An 18,386-nucleotide genomic window follows, 5' to 3' on the forward strand; every position below is an offset into this window, starting at 1 on the left:
CTACTGTTTAAGCTGATGCTTTTTCACAATTTGTTCAAGGATAATTTCTGAAGCAACCGGCTGTTCTTCAATAAAATTCCGGGCATTATTTCCCATCTTTTTTAAACCGGCATCATCTTTTAATAAACCTAGTAAATAAGGAGCAGCAAAAAATTCGTCTTCAAAAGATTGCCCACCATTTCTGGCGATGAGTTCGTCAGCTTCCGGATTTTTCGTGTATTGATTTCCAAAGAAAACAGGAATTCCGAAAGTGGCTGCTTCTAAAATATTGTGAAGCCCTTTTGAATGAAAACCACCGCCAACTACCGCTAAATCACCATAAGAATATAATTTGGAAAGCAATCCGATACAATCGATAATCAGCACTTTTACATTTAAGAAACGTACAGATTCTTTGTCTGTAATCTGGGAATAAAGAATTGCCGCCGGAAATAATGTTTTCAAATGAGCGACCCTTTTTAAATCGTGAGGTGCGATAATTAACTTCACGTCTTTATTTTTTGAAGCGATAATTTCTGCCAGCCGTTCTTCCGCTTCCCAGGAACTTCCAAAAACAATCGTTTTGTGACCTTGTGTAAACTCCGTGATAAAATCCACTGAATTATCTCTCTCACGCAGCTTGCGAACCCTGTCGTACCGGGTATCTCCTGTGGTCATAGAATTCCTCAAGCCAATTCCTTTTGCCAGCGCAGTTGAATGTCTGGTTTGATGAAAAAAGAAATCCACATTTTTTTTCAGCTGTTTTGCAAACCAACCTCCATAGGCTTTAAAGAAAATTTGTGTTTCATAAAACAACGCCGAGACAACGTATATTTCTGCTCCCTGCTTTTTCAGTTCATCTAAAAGATGATACCAATAATCATATTTTACGGTAAAGAAAATAGCTGTTTTAAAATTTGAAGTAAACTCTTTCACCCATTTCTCAGTATCAAACGGAAGATAACAAACCACGTCGGCAACTGTATCTTTTTTAATGACGTTCTCGTAACCCGATGGTGAGAAAAAGGTAATTAAAATTTTATGATCAGGATATTGATCCTTCAGTTTTTCCAGGACAGGAAGTCCCTGTTCGTATTCTCCCAAACTCGCGGCATGCATCCAGATTACCTGATCTTCAGGAGAAAACTTAGCCTTCACCAGATCACAACTCTGCCTTCTTCCAGCCAAACCTTTCTTTAATTTATAATTAAAAACGGCTCCAATTCTCATGAAGGAAATCAGCAAACGGATGAAAAGGTTGTAAAAAAACATTAATGGGTAAGGTTTTGCGAACCGGTTCTTTTAGCAATCCGAACAGAATAAATCACCATGGTGATTACTCCTAAAAAAAGAACAACGATTAGATAATTGTTAATTGGGCTTAAAGCATCATTTTCGCCTAATCCAATAGAGATACATTCGTAAGTAATGACCGTTAAAAGCAACATGATTATCAGCTGAAAAACGCTCAGCGTTCTCTCTGCCTTTCGGGTCTCCTTTTTATTGTTATTAGGCATTTTCAATAAAAGAGAATTGATGATTTTCGTGAGGTAAAAATTCAGTAAATAAATAAAAGAAGCAACTGCTGCAAAAAGCCAGATCAGTATCCGAGGCACAAAAAAGCTCGGTTTTTCATCCCACCCTAAATGCACAGGAACTGACACAGGCAAACTTCGAAAATTCATAAAAATATAATCCCAGATGAAAATCAACAGACAAAAAGCGATAATTTGCAGATAAAAGGGTAGTTTTTTCATGATGATTAAAAATAAATAGCGAGCCCTAAATTAAGAATTATATTTTTTTTAAAAAATACTGCGCAAAAACCGAAGTTTATGCGTGTGTTTATTCAATTCTTTATTAAAAATTCCGGTGGAATCCAGCGAATCGATTCTTACTTTTCCGTAGGCATGAATTATTTCCTGATTATCGAGCATCATTCCAACATGAGAAATTTTTCCTTCAGCATTTTCAAAAAAGGCTAAATCTCCGGGTTTACTTTCTTCTACGAAACTTAAAACCTCTCCTATTTCCGATTGGTGCTGAGCTTCTCTTGGAAGGGAAATTCCGTGAACTTTATAAATAAGCTGTACAAATCCGCTACAATCGGTACCGAAAAAACTTCTGCCACGCCAGAGATAAGGCACATTTAGAAATTGCTTAGCCGTTTCCGAAATAGTTTCGACCTTTAAAAATGAAGGTTTTGCATTATCAGAATTCACTTCACTTCCTATCGACAATAAGATTGCCCCTTGCGAAGTGTTATACATCTGAACGGTATTCAGAACCAGTTCCGTTTTTCTTTGAAGGAAATATTCCTCGGAAATATCAGAAATCTGCTGTGCATCAATCCAACCTTCATAACCATCAAAATCCATTTTAACTTTGACGAACTTTCCTGTACTTTCAAGAATATCAAACGTCTCGCCGTAAAGAAGCTGCGAAGTCATTTCTGACTGATGAGATTGTTCAGCGCGAATTGCCGCCACCGAAACCGTACAAATTCCTTTGTTCATCGTTATTCCTAAAGTTTTATTTTTTTCTGATTAAGTGAAGTCCGTCCCGCAAAGGTAAAATAACATTTTCGAAATTCTCATCTTTTGAAACCATGTCATTCAGTTCTTTTATTATTTGAGTTGATTTTTGTTTTGGATGTTCTTCTAAAACCTTTCCATACCACAAAACATTGTCAAACAAAATAACCGCACCTGATTTTATTTTTTGCTTTATTAAATTAAAATATTCCACATAATTTTCTTTGTCAGCATCGATGAAAACGAAATCGAAAATGGCATCCGTTTCTTCCAAAAAAACTTTGGCATCTTTTAACTGAAAATCGATCTGACCGGCAAATTCACTTTCATTAAAATATTTTCTCGGTAAATAAGCCAATTCTTCATTAATATCTAAAGTGGTTATTTTTCCCTCCGGTGATAAACCTTCTGCCAGACACAAAGTCGCATAACCGGTAAAAGTTCCGATTTCCAGAATGTTTTTCGGCTGCAACATCTTCGACAAAAGCGCCAGAAACCTTCCCTGCAAATAACCGGAAATCATGTGGGGCTGCGTAGTTTTCTGAAAAGTTTCTTTTCGTAACCTTTTCAGAATATCGGGCTCTGCCGAGGTGTGGCTCTCTAAATAGCGGTCCATTTCGGGACAATTTTCTTCAAAAAAACTCATTGGGTATTAATTTAATTCAAATTTAAGCATTTAAAATAAAAGCGCTGCTAGAGCTTGAAGCTCTAACAGCGCTAAAAATATATCCTGAAATTTATTTAGTTTTTTACTGGAGCAATATCCATTAACTTCATAAATTCATCTAATTTAGGCATGATGATAATTTCTGTTCTTCTGTTCTCCGCTCTTCCGGAAACAGATGCGTTGGTGGTTTTCGGGTTATACTCGCTTCGTCCGCCAGCCGTAATTCTCGCTGGATTTACACCAAATTTTGTCTGAAGAACTTTCGCCATTGATGTTGCTCTCAACGCTGATAAATCCCAGTTATCTTTTGGTAAATTATTAGAACTTAATGGAACATTATCCGTATTTCCTTCGATCAATACAGAATAAGTATCATAATCATTAATCACTTTCGCTACTTTTCCTAACACATCCTGTGCGGCAGGTAAAATGTTATAATCTCCCGTTTTGTACAACATATTGTCAGACAGAGAAATCATAACCACTCCTTTTAAAACCTTCACCTGAACATCGTTATCTGCGATATTATCCAAAGAACGTTTCAGTTTGTTTGACAAGGCCAGGTTTAAACTGTCGTTTTTAGAATTGGTAGAAATCAACTGTTTGATGTATTTATTAGAAGAATTAATCTCTCCAATTAATTTATCAATGTTCGCAGAACCTTTTCCACTATTTGATAAACACGCATCGAGGGAAGATTTCAAAGCATCGTTTTGTCCTTTTAACAAAGCATTTTCGCTTGCCAGACCGGAATTAATACCTTTCAAATCCTGAATCTCACGTTGTCTCTCACCAACATTGGTAATACACTGGTTGTAATTTGTATTCAATGCATCAAACTGCTTCTTGCTTACACAAGAAGTCATCAATACTGCCATTCCCAAAACGGCTCCTATTTTTCCAATATTCATAATAATCTTTTTGTTCGTTCAAAAATAGAGAATTCATTTTGAACAGAAGAATTATCTTTGCTAAATATTCCTTAAAAAATCCTTAAAAATTGATTAACCCAAAGACTTTTCAGCACGCTTTACATGAACTCTCCGCTGATTACAGGAATGCATATTTTCTACTTGCAGTTAGTGGTGGCGCTGATTCTATGGTGTTGCTCCATTTATTTAGATTGTCGGATTTGAAATTTCAAGTCGCTCATATTAACTATAAACTGCGCGGAAGCGATTCTGATGAAGATCAAAAGTTAGTACAGGAATTTTGTAAAAAGCACACTATTCCTTTTCATCTTTATGAAGTTTCCGAAAAAGACAACCGGCCCAAAAATTCGATACAGGATTGGGCGAGAAATATTCGGTATGATTTCTTTCGAAAAATTCAACAGGATCAAAAACTGGACTTTATTGTCACCGCACATCATCTGAATGATCAACTCGAAACTTTCATCATCAATCTTTCAAAAGCATCCGGAATTAAAGGATTAAGTGGAATTCCTGCGAATGACCATAATATTTTACGTCCTCTTCTTGGTTTTTCTAAACAAGAAATTTATGATTTTGCTAAAGAAAACAAGATTGAATTCCGGGAAGATTTATCCAATCAAAAAAATGATTACTTAAGGAATAAAATCCGAAACGAAACCGTGCCACAACTGCTGCAAGTCAATGAAAATTTTCTGGAAAACTTTGGAAAGAGCATTTCATATCTCAATCAATCCAAAAATTTCATTGAAGAACAAATTTCAGAAATCGAAAAAGAAATTATCATTCATCAGGAGGATTATTTAATAATGAAGAAAGATCTCTTTTTTAATCAAAGTGATTTTGTCCGGTTTGAAATTCTGCGGAAATATGGCTTTAATGATAGTAAAGAAATTGAAAAAATCCGAAAAGCAAAAACCGGTAAGAAATTTATTTCCAGTGAATATCAGCTTGTCATCGACCGTGAAATCTTAATTTTAAAAAAGATTGTAAATGAAATAGAAACATTGGATAAGGAAGAAATTATTTTGACTTTAAATGATGAAAACCAAATCCTGATTCCCGACCCGGTTCTTTCAGAAATTAATGAATTTGGGAAATTGGACTGGAAATTTAATGCTGCAAAAATCCTATTTCCTTTAAAGTTAAGACGAAAAAAGGAAGGCGATTTATTCCATCCAATCGGAATGATAGGCAAAAAGAAGATCTCAAAATTTTTTAAGGATGAAAAAATCCCTATTTTAGCCCAGCAAAAAATCTGGCTTTTGTGCGATGGAGAAGATCATATTTTAGGAGTGCTCCCGTTGCGCCAGGACCGAAGATTTGCAGCATCCAAAGAAAGCCCAGAAATCATAAAAGTAAAATCATAGTGTTCGGCAAAGCAAACGGACCGAAAAAGTAAAGTGAAAAATGAAATTTAAAAATTGGTTTATCCTCATCGTCCTTTTCCTTTTTCAAGGAATTAGCGCACAAATAAAAGATCCTGTAAAATTCAAATACCAAATTAACTCATTACCAAATAATGAATATGAAGCCGTTTTAACCGCCACAATCGATAAAAACTGGCATATTTACTCCAAAGATTTACCGCCGGATTCCGGGATTCCTACCGAAATGAAACTCAGTTCCAAAGACGGGATCAACCTCATCGGGAAAGTCGTAGAAGTAGGTAAAAAGCACGATGAATTTTCGGAAGCTTTCGGCGCTCAAATCGTTTATTATTCTGACAAGGTTTTATTCAAACAGAAATTTGCACTTAAAAACAATGGAAAACCTGCAAATATCGTTGCAGAAATAACCTATCAAACCTGCAACGACCGCGTATGTCTTGCGCCGAACACTTTAGAATTTGAGCAAAAAATCACTCCCATTGCGGCGACCGAAACAGTAAGTACGACCGAAGAAATCATCGCTACTACCATTACCGGCAAAAATAAAGACAGCATCCAAACTACTGAAATTCAGGAAACAACAATTACCACTCCAATTCCAGCAGTTCAGGAAGGTTTAAAAGTAGCCTCTATTGATTTCGCAAATCCGCAAACAGATTGTGGAATTGTTCAGGAAAGAAACTCAGAAAATTTCTGGACGTATTTGTTATTAGGATTCTTCGGAGGATTAATCGCATTGTTGACGCCGTGCGTTTTTCCAATGATTCCATTAACTGTTTCTTTCTTTACTAAAGGTTCAAAAGACAAAGCAAAAGGAAAAAGAGATGCCTTTATTTACGGATTTTTCATCCTCTTGATTTTTGTTTTATTAAGTGTGCCGTTTCATATTATTGACGGAATTGCCGGAAATGTTTTCAATCAAATTTCCACAAGTGTTTGGTTGAATATTGTGTTCTTCATCATCTTTCTGTTTTTCGCCGGAAGTTTCTTCGGCTACTATGACCTAACGTTGCCAAGTTCGATTGCCAATAAATCTTCGAAAGCAGAAGATGCCGGCGGAATTATCGGAATCTTCTTCATGGCTTTAACTTTGGTCATCGTTTCATTTTCATGTACAGGACCCATTTTAGGAAGTTTATTGGGAAGTTCGCTTACCGGTTCGGCAAATATTCCGATGTTACTGACTTTTGCACTTGCAGGATTTGGATTTTCATGGGCAATTGTTTTTGGATTGCTGGCTTTGTTTCCACAGGCTTTGCAAAGTTTACCAAAATCGGGAGGCTGGATGAATACGGTGAAAGTTGTTTTAGGCTTCATCGAATTAGGCTTAGCTTTAAAATTCTTATCAAAAGCAGATTTGGTTTCCAAAACATTCTTCCTGAAAAGAGAATTATTTATTGTGATCTGGATTCTGATTTCAATCGGTTTAGTTCTTTATTTATTCGGGAAAATCAAATTTCCACATGATGATAAAAAAGCTAAAATTTCGATGACCAGAAAAGTGATCGGCGTTTTAGGAATCGGATTTATCATTTATTTAATTCAGGGATTATTCCCGGGAGAAAGACCGAAGTTGCAATACCTAAGTGGGATTTTGCCTCCAATCAATGTGAGTTATCTCCATGATGAAAAAGACGGAATTTTAGGAATGCATCCGGAACATGATTATTTCAAAGCCATCGAAATTGCGAAAAAAGAAAACAAACCTTTGTTAATCGACTTTACAGGTTACGGTTGCGAAAACTGCCGTAAAATGGAGGAATTCGTCTGGAGCGAACCAGATATTTTACCGATTTTGCAAAACGAAGTAATATTAGCCTCTTTATATGTTGATGATAAAGAAGCGCTTCCAGAAAGCGAGCAAACCTCAGTTGACATGGGGAACGGACAAAAGAAAAAAGTGAAAACGATTGGTGATAAATGGAGTTTGTTCCAGCAGATCAACTTTAATAATAATTCGCAGCCGCATTATGTTTTGGTAACTCCTGACGGAAAAGTAATCAACACACCTGTTTCCGGATATATGCCGAAAGAGGATTTCAAAGCCTTCCTGGAATGTGGGATTGCATATTTTAAGACGAAGAAAAAATAGACTTATAGACGAAGAGAGAATAGATAATAGACCTTTAGTCTTGATATAAAAGTAACCGGCAGTGATTGTCGGTTATTTTTTTTATTAAAGTGGTTTTTCTTCCTTTTCTAATTTCGCAATCAGTAAAGCCTTTATATTCGTAAAAGCATAATCTTTCGCTTCGGCAAAGGAAACATGATACAATCGGTCAAAATTTTTCAGATGTTCGGGAAAAGGTCTCAAAAGCTTTTCATAGTAAGAGTCCAAAACAGAATCGTTCGGCATTTCGAAATTAATTCGGAGCTGAAATCTTCTCAACAAAGCAATATCGATAATTTCGGCGTGATTGGTAGCGGCGATAAGCAGAGCATTGGCCGGATAATAATCGATGAGCTGAATAATTGTATTGACCAGTCTTCGCATTTCGCCGACATCTTTATCATCGCTTCCTCTCTCCTTACCGATTTGGTCGAATTCATCCAGGAAAAGAACTGCTTTTTCCCGGGCAGCTTTATCGAAAACCTGTTTAAGATTCTGTGAAGTCTCCCCAATTCTGGAACAGACTACATTGCTCAGGTTTAAAATCATGACCGGCTTCCCAAGTGCGTGAGCGATGGCTTTTGCGGTCGTGGTTTTTCCGCAGCCGGAATGTCCCTGCAGGAGAATTTTGTTATTCACCGGCAAACCGTATTGGGTGAGTTCGTCAACATATCGGTATTCTTTGATGAGTTGCTGAATATTTTGGTGATTGTATTTATTCAGAAAAACATCTTCTAAAGAAACGGCTTCTCTGTCATTGATAATAAGGTCGAATACATTCATGATTGCTTATTTCTAAGTGCAAATTTAGGGAAGAACATTTCTATGAGCTAACAGAATAAACTTTCGCAAAAAATAATTTTAGGAAATATTCTTTTTGATAAACCGAACGTGTAGATGAGTTACCTGTTTTTCTAATATTCCTGAATAAGAATATCGGCCGAAATATTTAGTTTTTCTTTTAATTTTCTGATCATTGAAAGACTTAACTTTCTTTTGCCAGAAAATATTTCAGATTTTCTGGAACGTGCTCCCAAAATCTCAGACAAATCTGCTTCAGTAATATTCATTTGATCCATACGGAATTTTATTGCATCTAAAGGCAATGGCTTCTCCACGGGATAGTTTTCCCGCTCATATTCTTTAACCAGAATAGAAAGAAATTCTAACTCATCAGAATCTTTTGACTCAGCCACAATATCTTCTTGCATTAGTGCATAGATTCTTTTTAGAGCTTCATCGTATTGTTTTTCACTTTTTATTGGCTTCATCATAATTTACTTTTTTTGCATCTATTTTATCATAGCTTTTGTGGGTACCGAACCAAACTATGAAAACAATTTGTAAGCGATATTCTATGTCCACAATTAAACGATATGAATTGCCATTAATATTAAAAACCACTCTTTTTTCATTCAGAACAGAAGCGTTCCTGTATTGATTTTTTAAATCATTTGGACTTTTCCAATTCGCTATTTCGACTTCTCTATGCCATGACAACAAAGCCTGCTCAGCTTGTGGAAAATCTTCCCGGAATTTTTTCAAAGTCTTAATTGCTATTATGCGCATCAACAAATATACAAAAACGTAACCAATATGGTAACAACTAAAATATAAACTTTATAACGGAGAAATTTATATCGATAAACTGCATTTTTATCTGGCCAGAAATTTACCAAAAAAAAATAACCAACACAAAAATGCCGGTTATTTTGAAAATATAACTGAATGTTATTCTAGCCCGGATTGAACGGGTTTGTCTGAGCTCTTTTTCTGCGGTTCCTGAACCGCAGGAAAAAGCGAGCCGTGAAAGCCGGACCGAATTTCATAAGTAGTAAAAATCCTGTTGCTCCTAAAAAACAAATTAATTTGTAATCGGAAGACTGCTGAATCCAATCGAAGTTTTCACTGAAATATCTGAAGTCGGCGATTGCTTTAAGACATACACCAACCGCTGCTGAACGCTGCCCGATTTCATCATACGGTCTAAAGTAGCCGATGTGCTTACATCCAGGGAAAGAGAACTTCCAACGTTATCCGGAATATCTTCCCGTGAGGCAACCAACACTTCATTGCTGCCATTATTAGAAAGATACACTTTTACCGATTTGAATAGTCCGACACTGGTATTTGAATTCACAGAAAGGGTGGCATTTGAAACGCGGATATCTTTTACATTGGCTCCCGATCCCGTTAACTGATTAATACTTTGTGCCGCAGAAACACTGGATAATGTGGTGTTTGCCGGAGATCGCGAAGTGACCAAAACCGTTGCATTATACGGAAAGGTATTCTGCAAAATCGAAGAAACAGTGGAACAACTAGCAAGAGTCGCAGTGGCAACAATCGCTGATAAAAAAATATTTTTCATAACTGTAGTAATTTAATTGATTTCTCATATCCAGAAATTGTACCAAGTCTTTCTTTTAACAAAATCTTAACGGTAAACGGAAAATATTTTGAAAGTGATTATTCTAAATTTAAGGTGAATTTTCCTTTGGCTTCACCGGACACCATATTGCTTTTCCCAATGATGAGCCAGATTTCTCCTTTTCCTTTGATATCATATTTTATGTCTCTGCCGAAAGGGCCGTCATAATCACCGTTCGCCAATTTAATTTGGTTAAAACGGATGTTCATATCAGAATTTTCCGGAGTTATTTTTCCGGCGAGTTGGCTTCGGTTAAAATCCCGGATTTTCACAACCATCTCCTCATCTTCAGTGGTGAATTCATCGGAAAGCAGTATTGGAAGTTGATCAGCATTAATGGTCTGTATAATTTTATTCCCGTCAACCGTTCTTTCTGTTTTGAATGACTCTTTTAAAGCGTTGTTTTCGTCAATAGACACAATTCCGTTCGCAGCAGAATCCATTTTATTATGAATGGTTTTTTGCTCTGAAAGAATGACAGAATCTTTATTTACGGTGTTTTCCGATACCACTTCTTTTTTCTGACACGACATAATTATTAATGGAAGGATTGCAAGTAATTTTTTCATTGATTTTTATTTTAAAGATTCGTGAAAGAGCGTTTTTGGGAAAGATAGTTTTTCCCATTATATTTTTAATTTGGTTAAAATCTCTTTTTTCTAATGTTGATCGTACTTTTCATCGATATGATTCAACAATTGTCTTTCATTAGAATCAAAACCTGCCGAGGAAAATTGAAGTCAGAACCATATTATTTGCGTTGATTTTTTCGACGAATTAATAAAACAACGAGCCAAAATTGTTCCATAATAAAACCGAAACATTTGACCGATAGAAAGGTATTCGTATTACTATTAATTTTGGATATGGGATTGAATTTTTAGAAAAACCATCATCACCAAGATTACGATAAAGCTACGAAATCGCACTCGCAAAGGTTTGAAATCAATTCAAACAATCTTTTATCTTACCAGAAATCACCATTCCTAAATCTTTTCATAAAAACGCTGTTACTTCCTCACTTTCATTTAATCTTACCGCTGCTAAAATTCAGACAGTCGCTAAAAATAATTATCTTTGTAGTCAATAAAAAAAATGCTGAATAATTTAAGACATAAAATGGAAAGACAATGGTTTGGAGTACTCACAAGAATGGGCGCCAAACTGGGAATTCCTGTTTCTAAACTTCGGGTATTTTTTATCTATTCCACTTTTGCAACTGCGGGCGTTTTCTTTCTCATTTATTTAGGTTTAGCCTTTACCCTTTGGATTAAGGATATGTTTATCACCCGACGGCCAAACGTTTTTGATTTATAAACAATACGAATCCCACGAATTTTCACAAATGAAACGAATACGATGATTTGGCTTGAAGAATTGCAAACGCGTAAAAAACTTTCCAGGATTTATTCTGCTTACGAAAGTACTTTTCCGGAAGACGAACGAAGAGATCAGGAACAATTTCTCGCCTTATTAAAAAATCCCGACTGTTTTATTTTCGCGGTAAAGAACGATAATGATTCTGTCGGTTATTTAATTCTTTGGAAACTAGAAAACGCCAGTTTTTTAGAACATTTCGAAGTCTTTGAAGAATATCGTAATCTGAAATTAGGTTCGCAGATTTTGGCAAAATTAAAGGAAAAATTTGGCAATATCGTTTTAGAATCTGAACCGAAGTCTTTAGGTGAAATGGCAGAAAGAAGGATTAATTTTTACATCAGAAACGGTTTCTCGATTATTTCGGAGGATTATATCCAACCGAGTTACGGGATTGGCAAGAATTCAATCAATTTATTTTTGCTGAGTAATTTTGCCGTGGAAAACGTGAAGGATATTGAAGAAGAACTGCATTCTAAAGTTTATCAATTGTGAAAAAGTTTTGATAAAGCTTTTTGTAGAAATACAACTTTAGCAAAATAAAACATTAATCAACCTCATATTCCAGCTTAATTGTAATACTCGCCTCCTTGTCTTTGGCCGAAGTATTGAAAGTTCCGCCGTAAGAATATTCTTCTGTGGAATTAGGAGCGGTGATTTGAGTAACACCCATCGTAGCTTTTTTCAAATGTCCCAATTTTGAACCGGAATTTTCGGCAATTTTTTCTGCGCGCTGTTTGGCATCTTTTGTTGCATCGGCAATCATCTGCTGTTTTACGTCTGCTAATTTAGTATAGAAATAATTCGGTGGAGAAGAAGTAAATTCGATTCCTAAATTGATAATCTCGGTAATGTTTCGGGAAAGATTTTCGATTTTCGCCACCTCTTTGCTGTTGATAGAAACAGTTTGTGAAAGTTGGTAACCTGCAAAAGTCTGATGACTGGATCCATTAGAATCATTGGTATACGTGAATTGTTTCTGAATATCTACCGCCGAAAAAACCATCTTATCTTTCGGAATTCCTTTGGACACCAAATAATTTTCAATGATCTTTTTATCGTTTGCCAATTCGTCGTAAGCGGATTTCAATTCGAAACTGTTACGGGAAAAATTGCCACTCCAGGTAATAAGGTCTGAGGTAAATTTATTACTTCCCAATCCGGTAACAGAAATGGTATTATCCGCTCTATTTCTATTTTTAATGGCGCTGCCTAAAAATGCAAGACCGATGATGAAACCTGCTGCCGCAATGGCGATGGCGATAATATTTTTATTCATTACGAAGTGTTTTTATGATTTTAATGAAGTTTAAAGGTAGGAATAAATTATTTTACTTTTTCACAAAATAACTCAGCATAAAAAAAGCATTTTAAGGCAACAATCCTCGTTTGCTTATCTGTTTAAATATTGCGGAAGCGTTTCTTCTATGATAAAAAGTACTTTTGAGAGATTTCCTGCTTTGATATATTTATTGATTTCAGGTTTAATACCGATTGAAAACTGAAGGAATTCTGCTATCTTTTCGCCAGGAATTTCCATTTTGATAAAATATTCATCGCCTACTTTTCCCCTGATCCATGAAATATTATCCTGAAGATCTTCATACTTATATAGCTGTCGCATTCTTCTGCCATCGCCGGAAATATTTTTGTATAAAGTATTAAGATTTAAATTACTTGCAGCAAAAGCCAAAATCCCAACTTTTTCAAGTGTCGGAGGTGGTGTTTCTCTTGGTTTTTCGGGCGGTCCCGGAACGCCGATTTCTCTTTGAAGCTGTGCGACTTTATCAAATTTGCTTAAATTTCCCGCATCTCGATTCAAATCACCGGTCAATCGAACAGGCGGAATTTTCACTTCTTCAATTTCCTGAATGCTCCGAATAATGGCGATTGTAAATGGAGCATAAAAATCTGGGGAATTCACGATTCTAGAACCTCGTTGAAAACCCTGTCGGATGAACCGTAATTCATCATTTGCAGCGGCGTCAATCGTAAATTGACCGTTGAGATCTGTGTATCCTTTTTTCTCGGTTTTCATATTAAAAACCAAAACTGCAGGAAGTGGGTTTTTCTCTTCATCGGTTACCGTTCCCGAAACTTGCTGAGCAACCAGCGATGAAAAAGAAAATATTAAACAAAAAATACCGAAGATTCTCCTCATTTATTTTTCTTTTTTTTGGGTGGTACATTCGGTAAATTTTTGCGATAAACTTCTAATTTACTGATCGCTTCTTTGATAAATCTGGAAAGATCATATTGCGTGCAAATACCACGAAACAAGACTTCTCTTCTCTCAAAGTTTTGAAAAACATAGTAAATAAAAGGCTGGATTTCTGATGGGTTGAGTTGTAAATCGTCTGTAAAAAAATCATTTCCCAAATTTTCGATGAGAAATTGCATAAAATCTACATCATCCCATTGTGAATTGGGTCCTCCGATAAAAAAACCCTGTCCGACTGGCTGAACAAATTCGCCAGATTTTGGGGCTAAAACTTCTTCTGTAGATTCTGAACGGATATACTTTGCGGTCTCCCCTTTTAATTTTTTCACAGATTTTGTATCGCCATAATTTTTGAGGTCTTTATTTAAATCTCCTATTGGTTTATAGGCAATTTTCACCTCTTCAATTTCTCCCGGAATCCTGAGAATAGAAACTATAAGAGGATTGGTAAAATCCCGCTCCCGTATTACTTTAGAACGCCGCTCAAAACCCTGACGAATAAATCGCAGTTCACTATTTACAGAAGCTTCGATTGTAAATTCACCATTGAGATTCGTATAGGTTTTCTGTTCGGTTTTCATATTAAAAACCAAAACTGCAGGAAGTGGGCTTTTCTCTTCATCGGTTACCGTTCCCGAAACTTGCTGAGAAAATAGCGAGGCAGAAAAGCAGAGAGCAAACAATAAAATAATTCGAACCATTAAGAACCTACTTTGTGGGTTTTGATATATTCTTTGTAGGCTAATTTCATGAGCATATCGATGGCGGAAACATCGAAATTCTTTCGGTACCGTTTTGCCAAGGAATAATTTTGATCGGCATAGATGAGAAAGTGGTCAATTTGTTCTTCGTCCCAACCTCGGGAAGTATAGAAACTTAGATCAAGGGTGTTTTTTACGCGGCGATAAAACTCCTGGGTTTCCGCATAATTCGCTGTGGTTACAGGTGGATTTTTTGCCTTCCTGACTAATCCGAATACCGCAGAGGCAATCCCTAAAACATTTACCTGTCCTGCATTATAATTCGGCGCGGCAAAAGCGGATGGAGTAGAAAGTTTCGGCGCAACTTCTGTCGGCGGTGTCCTCATATATGATTTCATATCTGAATTTAAAGCGACCACTTTCTTTGGCGGATCTAAAGCTTTACTATCTTTTTTTAAATTTCCGGTTGCCTGAAAAGTCAGGTCAATTTCTGCAATCTCGTAAGGTGATTTTGTCAGGATAATATTTAAAGGTGCAAGGAAATTCTGCGCTGAAATTTTAGAAGAGTTTCTGTCGTAACCACTTTTTATAAAACGGAGTTCATCGGTTCGTTTGGCGGCAATCATGAAATTTCCGTCTTTATCGGATAACACTTTTTCATCGGTCCGTGTATTGAAAATAACAACACTTTGCAAAGCGGTATCGAATTCGGAACTTACTTTTCCAATAATATATTCTTGCGCAAAGACCGTCACTGAACAAGTGAAAAATAAAAGAAAAAGTAGTTTTGTTTTCATTCCGTATATTTTAGTAAAAGTAATCTGATATGTAGTTGGTTTGATGTTTTTATTTTCAGATAGAGGAAATTTTAACCCGCTTTAACGGGTTTTATGATTTTTTTAGAAATTGTGGAATTCTTTTTTGTTAAAATTTATAATGAAATTTTTTCACAATTTTCGAAACAGGATTAATTCCAGGACAAGTTTGGAGATTGGATGCACAACTAGCTGCTAGAATTCGATAAAAAAAATTTGCGAAGAAAGGCTTCTACTTTCCTAAAAAGATTGCTGATCTTTTTTTTCGTGGCTCCCTCTGCTTCGAAATGAATTGGGGTGAGGAAAATAAAAGGCGCCGGAAGTTCGAGCTAACTGTGCGGGAAAGTCCCACATCCTCCATTCAGAATGGAGGATACATATAAAAAATAATACAATTTTGGAATAAATTTTGCTTATCTTTGCAGTCTTATAAACATTGGGGTTGACTGGTTTCGACAGCAAGATCAATGGGTAAGGTTGCATGCAGAGAACCGTGACGCGATCTCTTTAATCCCTTGTCACAAAATTTTAACTGGCGACCAAGAGTTTGCTCTTGCAGCTTAATCCGAATTACAGTAGGATTCAGCGCTCTCCTGAAGATAGTAAGGAGGCAAGATGTCTCTCAAATGCTTCGTTCTGCGGCGTTTGATTTCGAGGCATAGCAATGCGGAAATAAGTTCTGAGAAACTTCGGCTCAGGATCGAAAACCAAAGAAGTTAAGTTGAAAATTGGGTGTCTGTGCTCTGTTTTCAGTCGAAAATCAATTGCAGAATAAGCATGTAGAAGTCTTATGTGTTGCTTGTTTGGACGAGGGTTCGAATCCCTCCAACTCCACTTTTCACAAAAATAACTCACTGAAAATCAGTGAGTTATTTTTGTGAAATCAAAATAACCTGACATCCATATAAGTCATTTGATACTTGTTCTGGATCAGTATCAAAACTTGGGGACTACGCAAAAATTTTGGATAATCTGAAAAGGAAAAATGATTTGTCTCTTACCCCTCGAAGTTGTAATCTGAAGTTTTTTATTTTCGCATTAAAAGATTCGGCCGACGCATTGGTGCTTCTTTGGTCAAAATAATTGAGAATGTCATTGTAATGATTCATAATGGTCTTCATGAGTACTGAAAATGATTTAAACCCACATTCTTCTACTTCTTTGAACCAATGTGCTAATTTTAGGATTGCTACAGACTTTTGAATATTTTGATTGTAAATTTTCCTCAGCCCGTCTGATAAATTATACGCTTTTTCTAAATCAGGATAGTGATAGAACAGTATTTGTGCTCTTTCATTTTGTGTTGATGTCCACTTTTCCCTGGTCTTGTAGAGTAAATATCGGCTTCTTGCCAAGAGTTGCTTTCTGGTATCACCATTTTCAAAAATTTCAATTTCAGGAGTTTTCTTCTTTTCTTTTGCTTCTGTCAAACAGTTGTTTTCCAATTCAATGGCTTGCCACCGATGTTGTATCCTGAGGTCTTGCAATGCTTCTGTGGCGAGCTTCTGAACATGAAAACGGTCGATGACCTGAATGGCATTGGGAAAACATCTTTTGGCAATGAGTTTCATTGAACCTGCCATGTCGAGCGTGATCTCTTTAACTTTCTGTCGGAATTTTCTGCTGATTTTCAGAATCTGTTCAATGACTTTATCGCTTTGAGTACCTTTAATAATGGCTACGATGCTTCCTTTTTTGCCTTTCGCTTTCTTGGAAGTAAGAACGGTGTATAATTCCCCGTCTGAAAGAGCGACTTCATCTAAAGAAAGCTGGTCAGAGAGGTTTTCAGTATATAAGATCCAGTCTTCAGCGTGTTGTTTTTGATCCCAGTCTTTAAAATCGCTGATGCTTTTTTTATATTGTCTTTGAAATTTCTTTCCATTTACGCCATACATTTCTGCTATGGTCTTACAGGGAAGCGCTTTAGTATCGGCTGATTTTTTTTAAGAACTCCGCAAAATCATGTGTCATGCGAGTTCCTTTGGCGATGAGATTCCAGTCTCTTTGAATAATGTTTGCGGATTTTACATCCGTCCATCTTCGGCGTTTGATATGCAGTTTCACGGACTTTCCGCGCAGTGGAAAATCATCTACCATTATTTCCGGCAGAAAACCCTTTGACTGCAAAGTAAGAGAAGAAAACTCCTTTGGAATCGTATTTTTTTCTTCAAAATAAAGATGTAGCACTTTACTTACTTCTTCGAATTTCACAATCTCAAAATGGTCAATTAAAAATTCAGGTAATAAAAATTTGAGGACTTCTGTTTCATTTAGCATCTAACAAAATTATTAAATTTATCTTTTCTCCCCAAGTTTTGGGATTGATCCCTTGTTCTTCTCTGAAACACTATGAACATTCAGAACTTTTAAGAATAGGACTAAAATAACACGAGCAATACTTTATTACAGCGAGCAGATAATAAATATTTTGGTCGCCTACAATCAATGACTCTTTGTAAATCATGTTGCGCATGCTTCCGTAAGCGAGCTATTCCGCATGGCCTAAACTGCTGCCGGTTTTTAAATGAGAAGACAATAAAGTATTATAAAATTTCTGCTAATTTTTTTAAATCCTTACCGTCCGATAAATTCACTTTATTATTTTTAAAATACTGATTTACAGCTTCTTTCTTCTCAGGGAACATGTCTATTAATTTATTTTTGTTCGAAGGCATTTCCACTATTTCACCATTACCTTTTTTTATAAAATAAACATCAGGCAGTTTTTTATAAGCAGCTGGCTTATCAATATCATAAGAGTTTTTCGCAGCAACAAAAGGCGAATAACTAATAGTAGATTTTTTAAAGATCTTCAAATTATCTTTGTCTGCAACTACAAATAAATAACCAAGTATCGTATTATTTTTATAGATATACTGTTCTAATTTTATAATCTCATTAGTTTCTTTGAAATTAACAGTACCGTACGGTTTATCTTTTAAGAGTGCTAAATCCTGATCTCCTTTTTTAAAATTAATCTCATCTATATTAGCATTGTAGCGCATCTTATATGATTCTGGAAAACCTTCGACTCTACCAAGCACATAGTCGGGGTAAATATAAGGTGTTCCCTGAACAACCTTATCCATATTTGGATATAAATAAACACTTCTATATTGTAATTCTGAAGAACTTGGTATATTCTGCCCAAAGGCATTAAAAGCCATAACCAAACCTAGGATTGTAAATAAATTTTTCATTTTTAAATTTTTATACCACAAATATAAA

General features: G+C 35.9%; 21 protein-coding genes and 1 other RNA gene. 5 read left to right on the top strand and 17 right to left on the bottom strand.

What is annotated here, in order from left to right; genetic code table 11:
• The 5 genes from QGN23_RS08430 to QGN23_RS08450 all read right to left on the bottom strand — a co-directional run bounded on the left by QGN23_RS08430 (window position 1) and on the right by QGN23_RS08450 (window position 4,091).
• Entirely contained in the window at window positions 1–1,251 is a 1,251-nt protein-coding gene (locus QGN23_RS08430) for a 3-deoxy-D-manno-octulosonic acid transferase (protein ID WP_282903888.1), read from the bottom strand.
• Window positions 1,251–1,736 carry a hypothetical protein gene (locus tag QGN23_RS08435; RefSeq protein ID WP_282903889.1) on the bottom strand — a complete coding sequence of 162 codons (486 nt, stop codon included), beginning with the start codon at window positions 1,734–1,736 and terminating at the stop codon, window positions 1,251–1,253. The genes QGN23_RS08430 and QGN23_RS08435 overlap by 1 nt, the downstream gene beginning before the upstream one ends.
• Window positions 1,737–1,784: 48 nt before the next feature.
• Window positions 1,785–2,495 carry a C40 family peptidase gene (locus tag QGN23_RS08440; RefSeq protein ID WP_282903890.1) on the bottom strand — a complete coding sequence of 237 codons (711 nt, stop codon included), beginning with the start codon at window positions 2,493–2,495 and terminating at the stop codon, window positions 1,785–1,787.
• Between the two features lie 16 nt (window positions 2,496–2,511).
• The gene (locus QGN23_RS08445) at window positions 2,512–3,159 is read right to left on the bottom strand and encodes an O-methyltransferase (protein ID WP_282903891.1); all 648 of its coding nucleotides are present in this window, start codon (window positions 3,157–3,159) and stop codon (window positions 2,512–2,514) included.
• 95 nt (window positions 3,160–3,254) lie between these two features.
• Window positions 3,255–4,091, bottom strand: coding sequence for an OmpA/MotB family protein (locus QGN23_RS08450; protein ID WP_282903892.1), 837 nt, complete (start codon window positions 4,089–4,091; stop codon window positions 3,255–3,257).
• 89 nt (window positions 4,092–4,180) lie between these two features.
• On the opposite strand from QGN23_RS08450, the gene tilS reads away from it, so the two are divergent.
• Together tilS and QGN23_RS08460 are read left to right on the top strand one after the other, a co-directional pair.
• Window positions 4,181–5,482 (top strand): tRNA lysidine(34) synthetase TilS, encoded by a 1,302-nt coding sequence (tilS, locus tag QGN23_RS08455; protein WP_282903893.1) that lies wholly within the window; start codon window positions 4,181–4,183, stop codon window positions 5,480–5,482.
• Between the two features lie 40 nt (window positions 5,483–5,522).
• Complete coding sequence (locus QGN23_RS08460; protein ID WP_282903894.1) at window positions 5,523–7,595, top strand: protein-disulfide reductase DsbD family protein; 2,073 nt, start codon at window positions 5,523–5,525, stop codon at window positions 7,593–7,595.
• Between the two features lie 84 nt (window positions 7,596–7,679).
• On the opposite strand, the gene QGN23_RS08465 is transcribed toward QGN23_RS08460, so the two are convergent.
• From QGN23_RS08465 to QGN23_RS08485, 5 genes are all read right to left on the bottom strand, one after another.
• On the bottom strand, window positions 7,680–8,396 hold the full coding sequence (locus QGN23_RS08465) for an AAA family ATPase (protein ID WP_282903895.1): 717 nt from the start codon (window positions 8,394–8,396) through the stop codon (window positions 7,680–7,682).
• A gap of 131 nt (window positions 8,397–8,527) precedes the next feature.
• The gene (locus tag QGN23_RS08470) at window positions 8,528–8,887 is read right to left on the bottom strand and encodes a helix-turn-helix domain-containing protein (protein WP_282903896.1); all 360 of its coding nucleotides are present in this window, start codon (window positions 8,885–8,887) and stop codon (window positions 8,528–8,530) included.
• A complete protein-coding gene (locus QGN23_RS08475; RefSeq protein ID WP_282903897.1) occupies window positions 8,865–9,158 on the bottom strand; it encodes a type II toxin-antitoxin system HigB family toxin in 294 nt (97 codons plus the stop codon). The genes QGN23_RS08470 and QGN23_RS08475 overlap by 23 nt, the downstream gene beginning before the upstream one ends.
• 319 nt (window positions 9,159–9,477) lie before the next feature.
• The gene (locus tag QGN23_RS08480) at window positions 9,478–9,984 is read right to left on the bottom strand and encodes a hypothetical protein (RefSeq protein ID WP_282903898.1); all 507 of its coding nucleotides are present in this window, start codon (window positions 9,982–9,984) and stop codon (window positions 9,478–9,480) included.
• A 98-nt stretch (window positions 9,985–10,082) separates the two neighbouring features.
• Window positions 10,083–10,613 carry a hypothetical protein gene (locus QGN23_RS08485; RefSeq protein ID WP_282903899.1) on the bottom strand — a complete coding sequence of 177 codons (531 nt, stop codon included), beginning with the start codon at window positions 10,611–10,613 and terminating at the stop codon, window positions 10,083–10,085.
• A 526-nt stretch (window positions 10,614–11,139) separates the two neighbouring features.
• On the opposite strand from QGN23_RS08485, the gene QGN23_RS08490 reads away from it, so the two are divergent.
• Window positions 11,140–11,361, top strand: a complete 222-nt coding sequence (locus tag QGN23_RS08490; protein ID WP_133438939.1) for a PspC family transcriptional regulator — start codon at window positions 11,140–11,142, stop codon at window positions 11,359–11,361.
• Between the two features lie 42 nt (window positions 11,362–11,403).
• Complete coding sequence (locus QGN23_RS08495) at window positions 11,404–11,916, top strand: GNAT family N-acetyltransferase (RefSeq protein WP_282903900.1); 513 nt, start codon at window positions 11,404–11,406, stop codon at window positions 11,914–11,916.
• A gap of 52 nt (window positions 11,917–11,968) precedes the next feature.
• Here QGN23_RS08495 and QGN23_RS08500 read toward each other — a convergent pair whose 3' ends face one another.
• The 4 genes from QGN23_RS08500 to QGN23_RS08515 all read right to left on the bottom strand — a co-directional run bounded on the left by QGN23_RS08500 (window position 11,969) and on the right by QGN23_RS08515 (window position 15,140).
• Window positions 11,969–12,700, bottom strand: a complete 732-nt coding sequence (locus QGN23_RS08500; RefSeq protein ID WP_282903901.1) for an SIMPL domain-containing protein — start codon at window positions 12,698–12,700, stop codon at window positions 11,969–11,971.
• 114 nt (window positions 12,701–12,814) lie between these two features.
• Window positions 12,815–13,582 (bottom strand): carboxypeptidase-like regulatory domain-containing protein, encoded by a 768-nt coding sequence (locus QGN23_RS08505; protein WP_282903902.1) that lies wholly within the window; start codon window positions 13,580–13,582, stop codon window positions 12,815–12,817.
• Window positions 13,579–14,343, bottom strand: coding sequence for a carboxypeptidase-like regulatory domain-containing protein (locus QGN23_RS08510; RefSeq protein WP_282903903.1), 765 nt, complete (start codon window positions 14,341–14,343; stop codon window positions 13,579–13,581). The genes QGN23_RS08505 and QGN23_RS08510 overlap by 4 nt, the downstream gene beginning before the upstream one ends.
• A complete protein-coding gene (locus QGN23_RS08515) occupies window positions 14,343–15,140 on the bottom strand; it encodes a hypothetical protein (protein ID WP_282903904.1) in 798 nt (265 codons plus the stop codon). Before QGN23_RS08515 ends, QGN23_RS08510 begins: the two co-directional genes overlap by 1 nt.
• A 456-nt stretch (window positions 15,141–15,596) precedes the next feature.
• On the opposite strand from QGN23_RS08515, the gene ssrA reads away from it, so the two are divergent.
• Window positions 15,597–15,995: a transfer-messenger RNA gene (gene ssrA / locus QGN23_RS08520) on the top strand.
• Between the two features lie 113 nt (window positions 15,996–16,108).
• Here ssrA and QGN23_RS08525 read toward each other — a convergent pair.
• From QGN23_RS08525 to QGN23_RS08535, 3 genes are all read right to left on the bottom strand, one after another.
• Entirely contained in the window at window positions 16,109–17,053 is a 945-nt protein-coding gene (locus QGN23_RS08525; protein WP_282903905.1) for an ISAon1 family transposase, read from the bottom strand.
• Between the two features lie 28 nt (window positions 17,054–17,081).
• Window positions 17,082–17,435, bottom strand: a complete 354-nt coding sequence (locus QGN23_RS08530; RefSeq protein ID WP_282903875.1) for an ISAon1 family transposase N-terminal region protein — start codon at window positions 17,433–17,435, stop codon at window positions 17,082–17,084.
• Window positions 17,436–17,701: 266 nt separating this feature from the next.
• The gene (locus QGN23_RS08535; RefSeq protein ID WP_282903906.1) at window positions 17,702–18,358 is read right to left on the bottom strand and encodes a hypothetical protein; all 657 of its coding nucleotides are present in this window, start codon (window positions 18,356–18,358) and stop codon (window positions 17,702–17,704) included.
• Window positions 18,359–18,386: the final 28 nt, after the last annotated feature.

Source organism: Chryseobacterium gotjawalense, from assembly GCF_030012525.1.
Lineage (GTDB): Bacteria > Bacteroidota > Bacteroidia > Flavobacteriales > Weeksellaceae > Kaistella > Kaistella gotjawalense.